The organism is Pannus brasiliensis CCIBt3594 (assembly GCF_036688125.1).
Taxonomy (GTDB): Bacteria; Cyanobacteriota; Cyanobacteriia; order Cyanobacteriales; family Microcystaceae; genus Pannus; species Pannus brasiliensis.
Genome location: NZ_JBAFSM010000001.1, coordinates 213,566 through 226,692 on the forward strand (window position 1 = coordinate 213,566; position 13,127 = coordinate 226,692).

Sequence of the window (13,127 nt, forward strand, 5' to 3'; positions counted from 1 at the left end):
TCCTGACTCCTGACTCCTGACTCCTCGAACCCGCGCGCGACGAGTCCCCCTACTAGGCATTTTCTCCGGTCGATCGAATCCGCTAAGATAACAGAGCGTTTTCGAGAGCTTTCCCGCAGGAGACTGACCCGTTAATGACTGTATCGACTCAATTCACCGAATCATTATCCTTGCCCCCGCTTCCCGAAAAACGTCCCCTCCTGATGATCGGTCACGGGACGCGGGACGAGGAAGGCCGGCAGACCTTTTTAGACTTCGCGCGGGTTTATCAGGAGTTAGACACCTCCCGTCCGGTGATTCCCTGTTTTCTGGAGTTAACCGCGCCGACAATTCTGGAAGGGGTCGAGTATTGCGTCTCGCGGGGTTACACGGAAATCTCGGCGTTACCCCTACTCCTATTCGCCGCGCGTCACAATAAATTCGATGTCACCAACGAACTCGATCGATCCCGCGAGCGTTTCCCGGACATCAAATTCCATTACGGTCGCCATCTGGGAATCACCCCGAGTTTGATCGATCTCTGGCACGATCGGTTAGCCCACCTCGACAGTCCCCATCACAATCCCCGGCAGATCCCTCGATCGGAAACGGTGTTACTCTTCGTCGGTAGAGGTTCCAGCGATCCCGACGCGAACGGCGATGTCTGCAAATTCGCCCGGATGCTCTGGGAGGGTAGCGGCTATCTCAGCCTGGAAACCTGTTTTATCGGCATCACCCATCCCCGTCTCGAAGAGGGATTCCGTCGCGCCCGTTTTTATGAACCGAAACGGATTATCGTCTTACCCTATTTCCTGTTCACCGGCGCGTTAGTGAAAAAAATCTTCACGATCGCCGAACAACAACAGCAATTAAACCCGGAAATCCAGATCGATTGTCTGCCGGAAATGGGCATTCGATCGGAGTTACTGCGGTTAGTGCGCGAGCGCGAGATCGAGACGCATCTCGGACAGGTGCAGATGAATTGTGAAATGTGCAAATTCCGCCTCGCCGCGTTGGGGAAAGGAGGGGAACACCATCACCACGCTCACGACCACTCTCACGCTCACGACCATTCTCACGCTCACGATCACGGGCATCATCACCACCACGGCGCGCCCGATCCCTATGCTAAGTTAGAAGATTATCACGATCGCATCTGGCAGGTTCCATGACCGCTATTTCCGTGGGTTGTCAAGTCCGTCTCGTTTCCCTACCCCCCTACCTGAAAACCGCCGAACCGATGCCGATGCTCCGTCCTCCCGATCTGCTCGCGGTCGGGGACACGGGAACGGTGATCGATCGCCGGCCCGGCGGTTACTGGGGGGTAAAATTCGATCGGGGCGCGTTTTTACTGGACGCGAAATATTTAGAGGCGATTTAAACGATTACTTCGAGGCCCGAATTGCCACCGCGCGATCGGACTCCCGTTTGTTTGGCGATCGAACGTATTGTAAATTCGGGGAAAGGGCGAGCGGACTGTCTCTTAGAATGATTTCAGCGATCGATCTCCCGCGGGGTATCCGGGGAACGGAGAGAGGCTAATATTTTCATCGCGCGATCGATCCGGTGGTATCTCGGCCAGTTTTCCGATTGTCGGGTGAGGTTTCGAGACAATCCTAAGTCTTGGTAGGCGATTTGGAGGTGAAGGATCGCCCGGCGAGAACGCGCCTCTTCATCCTCGGGTTGAAGTTCGATCGCCCGCGTGTAATTCTCGATCGCCCGATCGTATTCTTTTAAGCGGATGTAAATTTCACCCCGTAGTTTATAAGCTGTAGCGAGGGTATTACAGCCTTTCTCAGATACATAAGGTACGTTCTCGCGGTTGGAATCTTTTAGCGGTAAGGGTTGGTATGTACTTCACCTTTACGAGAAAGGCTGTATCTAGGGCGATCGATCGATCGAGAGCCTCAAGAGCTTCTTGATTTTGCCCGTCGGTCATTTTTTGCCGACCCATCTCGACAGCGATTTCCGCCGCTAGTCGGGTTTGTTGTAGCTGGGTATAGAGTTCGATCGCTCTCTCCCAACCTTGATTTTGTCGATGATCTTCGGCGGCCTTTTCCAAACAACGGCGCTCGTCATCCCGGCGACCTAATCCTTTCCATCGACGCGCCGCTTCCTCCCATTCCTGCCGTTCCTCTAGGGATTTAGCGGCCTGTTCAAAACAACGGCGCTCGTCATCCCAGCGACGTAACTCTTTCCATCCGCGCGCCGCTTCCTTCCACTCCTGTCGTTGTTCCAAGACTCGAATCGCGCAAACATTCGCTTTCGCGAGATTAGGAAGCGCTTGCCAGCAAGATTCCGCGTTCTCCCAATCCCCCGCTTTTTCGTAGGATTCCGCCGCTCGATCGAGATCTCCGGCTTCTCTCCAGCAATCGGCCGCCTGTCGCCAGTCCTCGATTCTCGCCCACAATTTAGCCGCCTCCGCCCAAAATTTTAGTTCCTGGAATAATTCGGCGGATTCGCTATATTTTTCCTCTTGCCGTAAACGTTTTGCTCGCGCTTCTTGATATTTTAATTCCGCTCCCGCTTTCTGAAAGCATTCTTCCGCTTGTAAATAGCGTCCGGCGTTTAAATAAAACTCGCCTTGTTGTAACCAATTACCATCTCCTGATTGACGTTCGCCAGCGACTAAACTCGCTTCTAGAGGAACGCGATATTCTAACACCTCCGATTGATGCCAAAACGACAAGCGAGGGGTTTCTTGTTCTGGAATTTTTTCCCAAATGTACAAACACCGACGCGCTCGGGTAATTGCGACGTAAAGTAGATTTAGCTCTAACTCCAATCGCGGTCGATCGCGATCGTGTTGGGGGTTATTGGGTACTAAACGTCCGTGGCGGAGGGCTAGATCCCATACCTTCCTGTATAAGTCAAAGAAATTTACCAAAAAAACCGTATCGAATTCTAGACCTTTCGCTTCCTCGATCGTGAAAATTAACGTGGAATTAAATTCTTCCCTGATTCTCTTTTTGTCTGCTTCCGTCCTCACTAAAATTGCGTCTCCCGCATTGAGAGATTGTAGGGATTCTTTTAGGGCGGAGGGATCGGCATTCACGAGTCTAGCCATACTAGCGAGATCGACATTCGCATCGGGTTCTTTCCGCACTGATTCATTCAATAAACGGGAACGTACTTGTAAGACTTGGTTAGCCAAAATTGACAATGACCTTAGATTGCGAAAATTGTAAGTCAATTCTGTCTGTATAGACTCTCGATAGTTTTGATACAGAAGATCCCGTAAATAGGGCCAGCGAAACCCGCTAGGACTAATAACTTGATTTTTATCTCCCGCAAAAAATAAACTTCCATCTGGAGAAACCGACCGAACTAATAGTTCTAGTTGGATTTTAGCCAAATCTTGGACTTCATCACAAACGATCAAGTGATATTGCCTGTGGAATCCGTTTTTGTAACAAGACAGAACTTGCCGAGCAAGATCGATTTCATCGTATTGTCTGGTTTCTCTTAATCTATTTTGATACCCTTGAGCGATTGGATATAACTGTCTTTTTTCTTGTTCCGAAAGAATCAAACAGCCTTCCATATTTTTATTAAAATCCAAATATTTTTGTAGAGAGAGTAATTCGGATTCTGTAGATAGCTGAGAGCCTTTGAGAATACTACGAATTTCATTCCAGACCAGACTCGAAGAATATTTTGGTTGTTGATACCGACTATCGAAAGCCAGAAAATCCACAAAATCAACTTCTTCCCCAGGGTCGAAGCTCTGATTTTCACTGGAAGCATAACATCTTCGCAAAATCATTACCCAAAGTAAGAGTGTAGCAAGGGGTTTAAATCTCCTGAAAACCGCTAACGTACAAACGGAAAAGACTTCCTTTTGTTGAGTATTTAGAATTTCCAGGCAAAGGTCACGAATAGTCTTAAATTCAAATAAATACCTATATCTTTGAAAATTCAAAGGTAAGGTTTCGTATAATCTCTCAAATTGTTCTCGTGCGTTGCTTGCCAGTAAAGGATTATACGCAACGTAAAGACGTGGCACAGGGAGAGGATAATCCTGCAAATCTTTTAATAAACGATAAATCCCGACGGTGGTTTTACCCGTTCCCGCACTTCCCGATAGAAGTAAATTTCCCTGTTGTTGAACTAAATTATATTCTTCGGGGCTTAATTTTAATGGTAAATCCGCATCTTGGTTATGAATGAACGATTCCCAAGTTTCGACAGAATCAACCACTTTCCACTGAATCGATCCTCTCAATTCATCGGGTATATTTTCCAAAAACGTTAATTCTGGATCAACCTCTTCAAAAAGTTCATTCTGTTCTTCGTCCGTTAGATCTCGATCGAGGCTACCGCGCCACTCATCCTCTTCTGGATACCACCATCCCGAATCAACACTGAATTTTCTGGCTCTTTTCGCGCTTCTGTTTACATCGTCATGATCGAGACAGACATCCTGAACCGCTAGGTAAGTCGTTCGCTCTCCCGCGGGAGAAACCGAGCGATCATAGCTAAAAATCAGGCGAGAGGCTTCGCTTATTCTCGCTTCCCAGATATTATGTCCCTGTAACTTTTTTACCCTCGATCCGGAATTAAAATCACGTTCTCTCAGTCTCTCCAAGCGTTTCCAGATTAGCTCGGCAAGCTCGGGGGGGCTATATTCCTTCAGGAAACGTTCAACATCGGGATGGATGACGAGCGGTAACGGCATATCGTGACCAGTAACGGGGATAACCGTAGTGTTCCCGAAAAGACACGATAAATCCACATTATCGAGCTATTTTTTCAAAATCGAGCTAAATTTATCGATGGAGCCAATTTACTGGACAAAAAAGACTAAAGATCGGGGGAAATCGACAGTAGAATCGAGAAAAAATTTATTCCATCCGAAGATTTAATTCCTATTTTTTTTAGCGATCGACTACATTTCCCGAACTCTAACGGGTCGATCGCTCTCAATCCTCCAAGCGTTGCCCCAATTTCGTGAGATCGAGCGCGTGGCCCCCGGTGACGAGGTAAACGGTATCGGCGATCGATCCCACCCGACGGGTAAGACTCCCGAGACGATCGCGGAACAGACGACCGATCGGGTACGCGGGAACTACCCCCCAACCGGTCTCCTCGGCGACGAGAAGGATATCCGCGGCGGATCTCTGCAAGGAAGCGAGAAAATCCGTCACCCGATCGCCCCATTCTTTCCCGTCCATTTCCAGGCCATTCGCTACCCAAGTTCCTAACGAGTCGATCAGCAGACAGGACGGGGATTCCGCGGTCTCGATCGAGGCGCTCAATTCTAGGGGGATCTCTAACGTTGTCCAGCGCGGGGGCCGTCTCTGTCGGTGTTCCCGCACCCGATCGAGCCACTCCGGATCGTTACTATCGAGCCGCGAGGTGGCGATATAGATCACCGGTTTCCCCGATCGGCCCGCGAGGGTTTCGGCCCATTGGCTCTTGCCCGATCGGGCCGCTCCGGTAACGAGAATAATCCGTCGATCGTCGCTCATCCGAGGAAAAAAGGCGAAGTTTCCCCTCTAATTTTAGATGTATCGGGCGTATAATATAGCCTATTGTCCGAATATTGCCATCTCGCGCGATCGGGGCAAAACGCCTTGACCAACGGGGATAGTATAGTAAGATGAGGACAATTCCGAAGTCCCGGTTCTCGATTTTCGAGCGATGAATGGGTTCCCGGAAAGATGCGAACACCCCGCCCAATTCCCTAAAAGCAGATGTTGAGCCAATCCGAAAAAATTCCCGTTTCGGTTTTAATTCCCGCCAAAAACGAGGAATTAAACCTTCCCGCCTGTCTAGAAAGTGTCGCCCGGGCCGATGAAGTGTTCGTCGTCGATTCCCGGAGTAGCGATCGATCGGTGGAGATCTCCGAAAGTTACGGCGCGAACGTCGTTCAATTTCATTTTAACGGTCGCTGGCCGAAAAAGAAAAACTGGTCCCTGGAAAACCTTCCCTTTCGCAACGATTGGGTTCTGATCGTCGATTGTGACGAGCGGATCACTCCCGAACTCTGGGACGAGATCGCCACGGCGATTCAAGATCCGAACTACGAGGGTTACTATCTCAATCGTCGGGTTTTCTTCCTCGGTCAGTGGATACGGTACGGGGGAAAATATCCCGATTGGAATTTACGTCTATTCAAACATAAATTAGGTCGGTACGAGAATTTAAGTACCGAAGATATTCCCAATACCGGCGATAATGAAGTTCACGAACACGTTATCTTACAGGGTAACGTGGGCTATCTGAAAAACGATATGCTTCACATCGATTTCCGGGACATCTATCATTGGTTAGAACGTCATAACCGTTATTCCAACTGGGAAGCGCGGGTCTATTACAATCTCCTGACCGGGAAAGACGAGAGCGGCACGATCGGGGCTAACTTATTCGGTTCCGCGGTCCAGAGAAAGCGTTTCCTAAAGAAAATATGGGTTAAATTACCATTTAAGCCTTTATTGCGGTTTATCCTCGCCTATATTATCCGTCTCGGTTTCCTCGATGGAAAAGCCGGCTATATCTACGCCCGGCTGTTGAGTCAGTACGAGTACCAGATCGGCGTGAAACTATACGAATTACGGCGCTTCGGCGGGAAATTAAACGTTCAGCCCTCTTCCCCTGCCGCCCCGATCGCCGTCGATAAGAAACCCGAACCCGCGGAAGTAGCCAAATGATCGATTCCGAACCGCGAAAATCGCCGATTTTGAACGATCCCGCCCGGATCGACCTGCGAAAGTACGATCAATCCGGGTTCGATCGGGGTCGATCGGGCCCGTTTATCCTACTGTGGTGGTTGGTGCAGGCGATCGCTTTCCCGTCGAGCTTGCACAATATGGACGGTTTCCGTTGCTGGTTATTACGTCGCTTCGGGGCGAAAATCGGCGCGGGGGTGAAAATCCGTCCCACCGCGCGAGTTACCTACCCGTGGAAGCTGGAAATCGGCGATTATAGCTGGATCGGCGATGACGTGGTGCTGTACAGCCTCGATCGAATCTCGATCGGTTCCCACGCGGTCATCTCGCAAAAATGCTATCTCTGCACCGGCAGTCACGATCATCGCGATCCGGCCTTCGGGTTGTCCACCGCTCCGGTCTCGATCGGTAATGGAACCTGGATCGCGACCGATTGTTTCATCGCGCCGGGGGTGAAAATCGGCTCTAACACCGTAATCGGGGCGAGAAGTAGCGTTTTTAGCGATATTCCCGAAAATCAAGTCGCGTGGGGGAGTCCCTGCCGTCCCCGCTACGATCGCCAGATGCAAGATATTTGAGGCAGGAGGCAGGAGGCAGAAGGCAGGAGGAAGAATAAAGCTCCGATCCCGAAATCGATCGCTTTTTTTCTATCTCTTTACCAGAAAACCGATCGCCGCGCCACCGATCATTAACCAGGTCGAATTCACCTGAAAACGGAGTAATAAAATCGCGGCGATCGCCGAGAGTACAATCGAGACGATATCCACCGGAAAACCCGCGAACGGTTGCCCCCAGGTTTCGAGCGCTAATTTAAACACCACCGCGCCCATTAACGCCACCGCGCTCACGTTCACCGCGTCGAGAAAAGCGCTCGCCCACCTCGATTGTCGCAGTTTCGGGATCAGGGGATTGAGTATTAAAACGAAGACGAAAGACGGGAAAAAAATCGCTAGTGTCGAGATAATCGCCCCGCTAATTCCTAAGATTTGATAGCCGATAAACGTCGCGGTCGATAAAACGGGGCCGGGAGTGAATTGACCGATCGCTACCGCGTCGAGTAACTGTTGCCGGGTTAACCAGCCGCGACCATCGACCAGATCCCCCTCTAAAAAAGCGACTAAAACGTAACCGCTCCCGAATAACACGCTTCCCACTTTCAGGAAAAATAACCCCAATCCCGCGAGCGTCGGGGGATCGACGACAGTAGAGGGAGCGACGGATACCAGTCCACTCCCTCCCGCGATCAGTAACGGGAAAGTCGCGAACCGCTGGATCACCAACATCCCGATCAGACCGCCGAGTAAGAGCGCGACGATCTCGTTGAGTCCTAGTACGAGTAAACCGATGACTCCTAGACCGATAAAGAGCAATTGTGAATTTTTGACCGCTTTTTTACCCAAACGCCATAAAGCTTGGAAAATCACCGCAATAACGATCGGCTTGATCCCGGCGAAAAACGGGGCGACTTCGGGAAGGGTTCCGTAGGTGGTATAGATCCAGGCGAAAAAACCGGTAATAATAACCGCCGGGCCGATAAAACACGTTCCCGCGAGCAGTAAACCGGGAAATTTTCCCAGAATATACCCGATATGGATCGCCATTTCCGTGGAATTCGGACCCGGAATGAGATTGGTCGCGCCGACGAGATCGAGAAATTGTTCTTTATCCATCCAGCCGCGGCGTTTCACCACTTCATCCTCCATCATGGCGATGTGCGCGGCCGGCCCCCCGAAACCGAGAATACCGATTTTGAGAAAGAGGAGGGCGATATTAGAAAGACGGACGTTCGATCGATCCTGCATATCGGGAACGGTTTTTCGGATAAGGATGCCAGATCGATCGTACCGGGTCGATCGAACCCGATCGAGTGTAAAGGAACACGTCGTCTCGCGGTCGGGATCGCGCGAAATCCTACCGGACGGCCGGAAGCCGATCGATTAGCGCACTATAATCGATCGAGGACGAGCCGCTACATCGAATCGAGATGGTACTAACCGATTTCATCCAATCCGAGGAAGTCAATCTCAACAACTGCGATCGGGAACCGATTCACATCCCCGGTTCCGTTCAACCCCACGGAATCCTGCTGGTACTCTCGGAAAACGACTTTCAGATCGAGCGCGTTAGCGAGAATACCCTTTCCCTCCTAGGAATCGAGAGCGATCGATTGCTCGGAACCCCTCTCTCGCGATGGCTAGACGGAACACAGATCGAGACGTTACAAAACTGTCTAAAGGGAGATTTCGAGCAGATTAACCCGTTAGAGTTACTCTTTCGCGCGGGCGATCGCTCCCTGCCCTTCGACGGGATTCTCCATCGTTCCCCGCGGGGCCAAATTATCCTGGAACTCGAACCGAATATCACGCGTAAGAGCGATTTCCTCCAGTTCTATCAGAAAGCGAAGGTTATCCTCGACCAGATGCACGGAGCGCGCGATCTCGATACCCTCTGTCACTCGATCGCGCGAACGCTCCGGAAAATTACCGGATTCGATCGGGTCATGCTCTATCGCTTCGACCCGGACGGATCGGGAACGGTGATCGCCGAGGATAAAATCGACGAACTCGAAAGCTATCTCGGATTACACTATCCCGATACCGACATTCCCAAACAGGCCAAATACCTCTACACGCTCAACTGGCTCCGTTTGATCCCCGACGCGAACTACCGACCGGCGAAAATTCTCGGGGGAAAAGAGGAGGAACCGATCGATCTCAGTTTCAGCACCCTCCGCAGTGTCTCACCGATCCATATCGAGTATATGCACAACATGGGGGTCGCCGCGTCCATGTCCATCTCCCTGGTGCGCGAGGGCGAACTCTGGGGATTGATCGCCTGCCATCACCACGAACCGAAATTCCTTCCCTACGAGAGCCGGACGTTGTGCGAGTTTCTCGGACAGGTACTCTCGATCGAGATCGCGGGCAAGGAAGAAAAACAGGATCTCGACGCGAAAATCCGCCTGAAAACCATTCAAACCCAATTTATCGATGCCATCTCCCGATCGAATGAATTTACCGACGCGCTGGTAAGCGATCGCTCCCGATTACTCGAACTCGTCCGTGCCGAGGGTGTCGCGATCTGTTCCGACGGTCATCTAACGTTAGTCGGAAAAACCCCCGACGAGACGATGATTCAAGCCTTGATCGAGTGGTTAAGCGATCGCTTTACCAACAACCTGTTCGTCACCGATTCCCTCGCCAAACTCTACCCTCCGGCCGGGGAATTCGCGGCGATCGCCAGCGGTTTACTCGCCATCTCGATCACCCGAATCCAACGCAATTACGTTCTCTGGTTCCGTCCGGAAATTCTCCAACAGGTGACGTGGGCCGGGAATCCCGAGAAACCGCAACGGGTCGAGGCGGACGGAACCCTAACCATTTTCCCCCGACAATCCTTCGCCGCGTGGCGGGAAACGGTACGGGGAAAATCCTTACCGTGGCTATCGAGCGAGATAGAAGGAGCCTTAGAACTCCGGAGCGCGATCGTCGGCATCATACTCCGGAAAGCGGACGAATTAGCGGCGATTAATCTGGAATTGGAGCGGAGCAATAACGAACTCGACGCTTTCGCCTACATCGCCTCCCACGATCTCAAAGAACCGTTACGGGGGATTCATAACTATTCGACGTTCCTGTTAGAAGATTACGGGAATATCCTCGAACGCGACGGGGTGGAGAAATTGGAAACCCTCGTCCGTCTGACCAAGCGGATGGAAGATCTGATCAATTCCCTGCTCCATTTCTCCCGTTTAGGACGGCAGGAACTGAATTTACAGACCCTAGATCTGAATCGATTACTGAATAATGTTTCCGAGGTGATCCGCATGAGTTACGGGAAAAATCACCTCGAAATCGCCGTTCCGAGACCCTTACCCGCCATCCGGGGCGATCGGATTCTGATCGAGGAGGTCTTAACTAATTTAATCGGGAACGGTTTCAAATATAATAAGAGTGGTCGTAAGCGTGTAGAAATCGGTTATCTAGACTCGGAAAAGGAAAACGAGGACTACATTACTTTTTGCATCCGCGATAACGGGATCGGCATCCGCGAGAGACACCTAGAGGCTATTTTCCGGATATTCAAACGTCTCCACGCCCCCGGCGCTTACGGGGGAGGGACTGGCGCGGGATTGACGATCGTGAAAAAAATCATCGAGCGTCACGGGGGAACCATTTGGGTAGAATCCGTTTACGGTAGCGGCAGTACGTTTTATTTCACCCTACCGAAAGGCTGAGCGTTAAAAATTTAGTGACATGGAAAGAACGAAAATTATTCTGGCGGTAGAGGATAGCGATGAAGATTTTGCCGCTTTCACCCGCGTTTTGAAGGACTTCCCTCAAAACAACATCTCCATTCGTCGGGCCAGAGACGGGGACGAAGCGTTAGACTATCTATACTATCGGGGAGAGTACGAAGATCCCGCCCGCGCCCCCCGGCCTTCCCTGATCCTGTTGGATTTAAATTTACCCGGAACCGACGGCCGGGAAGTGATCGAGGAGATCAAACGGGATCAAGAACTGAAAAAACTGCCGGTCGTTGTCCTCACCACCTCGTCGAGTCCGAAAGACGTACAAACCTGTTACAGCTACGGGGTAAACAGTTACCTGATCAAACCGATCGGTGTGGAGGAACTAAAAAGCACGATCCGCGCGTTTTTAAACTATTGGTTCGCCGCCGTCGTCCTCCCCGACGCGGATTTACAGCATTAAGGAAGTAGGGTGTAGGGGGTAAGTTTCTCGAAACTCTCGATCTTTTTCCCGAAACTATATCCTCTCTAAATTGATTTCCCACTCCCCATCACCCGACACCCGACACCCTATCTCCCCACTACGAAAATGACTTTACTCGCGAAATCTCTCGAACAACTTACCGATTGGGTACGGGAACAGGGACAACCCGCCTATCGGGGTAAGCAGTTACATCAATGGCTGTATCAAAAAGGGGCGCGTTCTCTGAACGATATTTCCGTTTTCCCGAAATCTTGGCGGGAACAGGTGGCCGAAACCCCGATCGGTCGATCGAACGTGGAATACCGGACGATCGCCCCCGATCGAACCCGAAAATACCTGCTCAAACTACACGACGGCGCGATTATCGAGACGGTGGGCATCCCCTCGGAAAAACGCCTGACGGTATGCGTTTCCTCTCAGGTCGGTTGTCCGATGGCCTGCGATTTCTGCGCCACGGGAAAAGACGGTTTCACCCGTAATTTGAAAGCGCACGAGATCGTCGATCAGGTTCTCACCGTTCAGGAGGATTTCGGCGAGAGAGTGAGTAACGTGGTGTTTATGGGCATGGGCGAACCGTTGTTAAATCTCCCGGAAGTCGTCCCCGCGATCCGTTCCCTCAATCAAGACGTGGGCATCGGTCAGCGTTTCCTCACAATATCCACGGTGGGAATCCCGAAAAAAATCCGAGAATTAGCGGAATATAACCTACAGATCACCTTCGCGGTCAGTCTCCACGCCTCCAATCAACCAGTACGGGAACAGTTAATCCCCAGCGCCGATCGCTATCCCTTGGAAACCCTTTTACAAGATTGTCGCGATTACGTGAAGATCACGGGACGACGGGTGACATTCGAGTATATCCTCCTCGCGGGAGTGAACGATCTCCCCGAACACGCGCGCGAACTCGCCCGACAGATTAAAGGCTTTCAATCCCACGTTAATCTCATTCCCTATAACCCGATTCAAGAAGCGGACTATCGACGGCCGGACGCGGGACGGATCGAAACGTTCAAACAGATTCTCGAAAAGGAAAAAGTAGCCGTTAGCGTGCGTTATTCGCGGGGATTAGAGGCCGACGCGGCCTGCGGGCAATTACGGGCGAAAAAAGAGGGAATCGCGCCCGCTATCTCACGGTAACGATTCCCCGTCTAGCCGTTTACCGTTTTACCGTCTTAACCCGATACCCGGAGCGTAGGATTCCACTACGTTCCCCGTTTTCGTGCAACTGATCAACAGGTAATCGCAGGCTTGGCAGGCCGTGCGGGTGAGTTGATGGGTGAGGAGAAAATGTCTCTCCGCGAAAGAGCCGCAATTGGGACAGCGTACCTGTTGTCTCGTCATTCTCGTAACTCCCGTTCTTTTTTTAACGTGTTTATAAAAATTGTTTCCGTCGATCCCCGTCCATTCTAGTCTAGTTTTTCCTTGATCCCCATTATGTAATCATCGATACGATCTTAGGGGGAATTTTTACGAAACTTCGCACTACACGAGACGGATAATCTTCCAGAAAAATTAATTATTTTTTTAGATTTAATTAATTCTTTAGAAAGAGTTGAAAACAAGATTCATTGATTATATAGCGATCGGGGCATTTTCGTCCGTCAGCGTTCACTTGGAGGCGCGCCATAGGCGATCGAATTCACGCGATCGCTAGGTCGATCGCCTCGATCGGGCGTGAATTTTCCGCCGGACGATCATAATTGAAAGTCATTAAGCCGAGGGCATAACGTGTATCTTTTTTCTT

General features: G+C 50.9%; 11 protein-coding genes and 2 pseudogenes. 7 read left to right on the forward strand and 6 right to left on the reverse strand.

Features of this window, described 5'->3' with window-relative positions:
• The first annotated feature begins 134 nt into the window (after window positions 1-134).
• Window positions 135-1,151, forward strand: coding sequence for a sirohydrochlorin chelatase (locus V0288_RS01100; RefSeq protein ID WP_332863149.1), 1,017 nt, complete (start codon window positions 135-137; stop codon window positions 1,149-1,151).
• Window positions 1,148-1,360, forward strand: a complete 213-nt coding sequence (gene sipA / locus V0288_RS01105; protein WP_332863150.1) for a regulatory protein SipA — start codon at window positions 1,148-1,150, stop codon at window positions 1,358-1,360. The genes V0288_RS01100 and sipA overlap by 4 nt, the downstream gene beginning before the upstream one ends.
• Window positions 1,361-1,473: 113 nt before the next feature.
• Here the strand turns inward: sipA and V0288_RS25020 are convergent.
• The 4 genes and pseudogenes from V0288_RS25020 to cobU all read right to left on the reverse strand — a co-directional run.
• Window positions 1,474-1,743: pseudogene (locus V0288_RS25020) on the reverse strand (tetratricopeptide repeat protein); the annotation flags it as partial.
• A 31-nt stretch (window positions 1,744-1,774) separates the two neighbouring features.
• Window positions 1,775-3,046: a 3'-5' exonuclease gene (locus V0288_RS25245; protein ID WP_479687448.1), complete on the reverse strand. Its 1,272-nt coding sequence runs from the start codon at window positions 3,044-3,046 to the stop codon at window positions 1,775-1,777.
• Between the two features lie 210 nt (window positions 3,047-3,256).
• A pseudogene (locus V0288_RS25250) lies at window positions 3,257-4,657 on the reverse strand (UvrD-helicase domain-containing protein); the annotation flags it as partial.
• Window positions 4,658-4,901: 244 nt separating this feature from the next.
• Entirely contained in the window at window positions 4,902-5,450 is a 549-nt protein-coding gene (gene cobU, locus V0288_RS01115; protein ID WP_332863151.1) for a bifunctional adenosylcobinamide kinase/adenosylcobinamide-phosphate guanylyltransferase, read from the reverse strand.
• Between the two features lie 225 nt (window positions 5,451-5,675).
• Between cobU and V0288_RS01120 the strand changes: the two genes are divergently transcribed.
• Complete coding sequence (locus V0288_RS01120) at window positions 5,676-6,632, forward strand: glycosyltransferase family 2 protein (protein ID WP_332863152.1); 957 nt, start codon at window positions 5,676-5,678, stop codon at window positions 6,630-6,632.
• Complete coding sequence (gene hpsU, locus V0288_RS01125) at window positions 6,629-7,228, forward strand: hormogonium polysaccharide biosynthesis acetyltransferase HpsU (protein ID WP_332863153.1); 600 nt, start codon at window positions 6,629-6,631, stop codon at window positions 7,226-7,228. The genes V0288_RS01120 and hpsU overlap by 4 nt, the downstream gene beginning before the upstream one ends.
• 69 nt (window positions 7,229-7,297) lie before the next feature.
• Here the strand turns inward: hpsU and chrA are convergent, their stop codons facing one another.
• The gene (chrA, locus tag V0288_RS01130; RefSeq protein WP_332863154.1) at window positions 7,298-8,452 is read right to left on the reverse strand and encodes a chromate efflux transporter; all 1,155 of its coding nucleotides are present in this window, start codon (window positions 8,450-8,452) and stop codon (window positions 7,298-7,300) included.
• Window positions 8,453-8,634: 182 nt separating this feature from the next.
• Between chrA and V0288_RS01135 the strand changes: the two genes are divergently transcribed.
• From V0288_RS01135 to rlmN, 3 genes are all read left to right on the forward strand, one after another.
• Complete coding sequence (locus tag V0288_RS01135; RefSeq protein WP_332863155.1) at window positions 8,635-10,887, forward strand: ATP-binding protein; 2,253 nt, start codon at window positions 8,635-8,637, stop codon at window positions 10,885-10,887.
• Between the two features lie 19 nt (window positions 10,888-10,906).
• Window positions 10,907-11,362, forward strand: a complete 456-nt coding sequence (locus V0288_RS01140) for a response regulator (protein ID WP_332863156.1) — start codon at window positions 10,907-10,909, stop codon at window positions 11,360-11,362.
• Between the two features lie 126 nt (window positions 11,363-11,488).
• Window positions 11,489-12,520, forward strand: coding sequence for a dual-specificity RNA methyltransferase RlmN (gene rlmN, locus V0288_RS01145; protein WP_332863157.1), 1,032 nt, complete (start codon window positions 11,489-11,491; stop codon window positions 12,518-12,520).
• Window positions 12,521-12,547: 27 nt separating this feature from the next.
• Here rlmN and V0288_RS01150 read toward each other — a convergent pair whose 3' ends face one another.
• Window positions 12,548-12,724, reverse strand: coding sequence for a replication restart DNA helicase PriA (locus V0288_RS01150; protein ID WP_332863158.1), 177 nt, complete (start codon window positions 12,722-12,724; stop codon window positions 12,548-12,550).
• Window positions 12,725-13,127: the final 403 nt, after the last annotated feature.

What these genes read in the sequence shown, in the direction of transcription:
- V0288_RS01120 (WP_332863152.1), top strand. Translation starts at nt 5,676, where the DNA reads ATGTTGAGCCAATCCGAAAAAATTCCCGTTTCGGTTTTAATTCCCGCC.
- V0288_RS01150 (WP_332863158.1), bottom strand. Translation starts at nt 12,724, where the DNA reads ATGACGAGACAACAGGTACGCTGTCCCAATTGCGGCTCTTTCGCGGAG.
- chrA (WP_332863154.1), bottom strand. Translation starts at nt 8,452, where the DNA reads ATGCAGGATCGATCGAACGTCCGTCTTTCTAATATCGCCCTCCTCTTT.
- V0288_RS01140 (WP_332863156.1), top strand. Translation starts at nt 10,907, where the DNA reads ATGGAAAGAACGAAAATTATTCTGGCGGTAGAGGATAGCGATGAAGAT.
- V0288_RS01135 (WP_332863155.1), top strand. Translation starts at nt 8,635, where the DNA reads ATGGTACTAACCGATTTCATCCAATCCGAGGAAGTCAATCTCAACAAC.
- cobU (WP_332863151.1), bottom strand. Translation starts at nt 5,450, where the DNA reads ATGAGCGACGATCGACGGATTATTCTCGTTACCGGAGCGGCCCGATCG.
- sipA (WP_332863150.1), top strand. Translation starts at nt 1,148, where the DNA reads ATGACCGCTATTTCCGTGGGTTGTCAAGTCCGTCTCGTTTCCCTACCC.
- rlmN (WP_332863157.1), top strand. Translation starts at nt 11,489, where the DNA reads ATGACTTTACTCGCGAAATCTCTCGAACAACTTACCGATTGGGTACGG.
- V0288_RS01100 (WP_332863149.1), top strand. Translation starts at nt 135, where the DNA reads ATGACTGTATCGACTCAATTCACCGAATCATTATCCTTGCCCCCGCTT.
- hpsU (WP_332863153.1), top strand. Translation starts at nt 6,629, where the DNA reads ATGATCGATTCCGAACCGCGAAAATCGCCGATTTTGAACGATCCCGCC.
- V0288_RS25245 (WP_479687448.1), bottom strand. Translation starts at nt 3,046, where the DNA reads ATGGCTAGACTCGTGAATGCCGATCCCTCCGCCCTAAAAGAATCCCTA.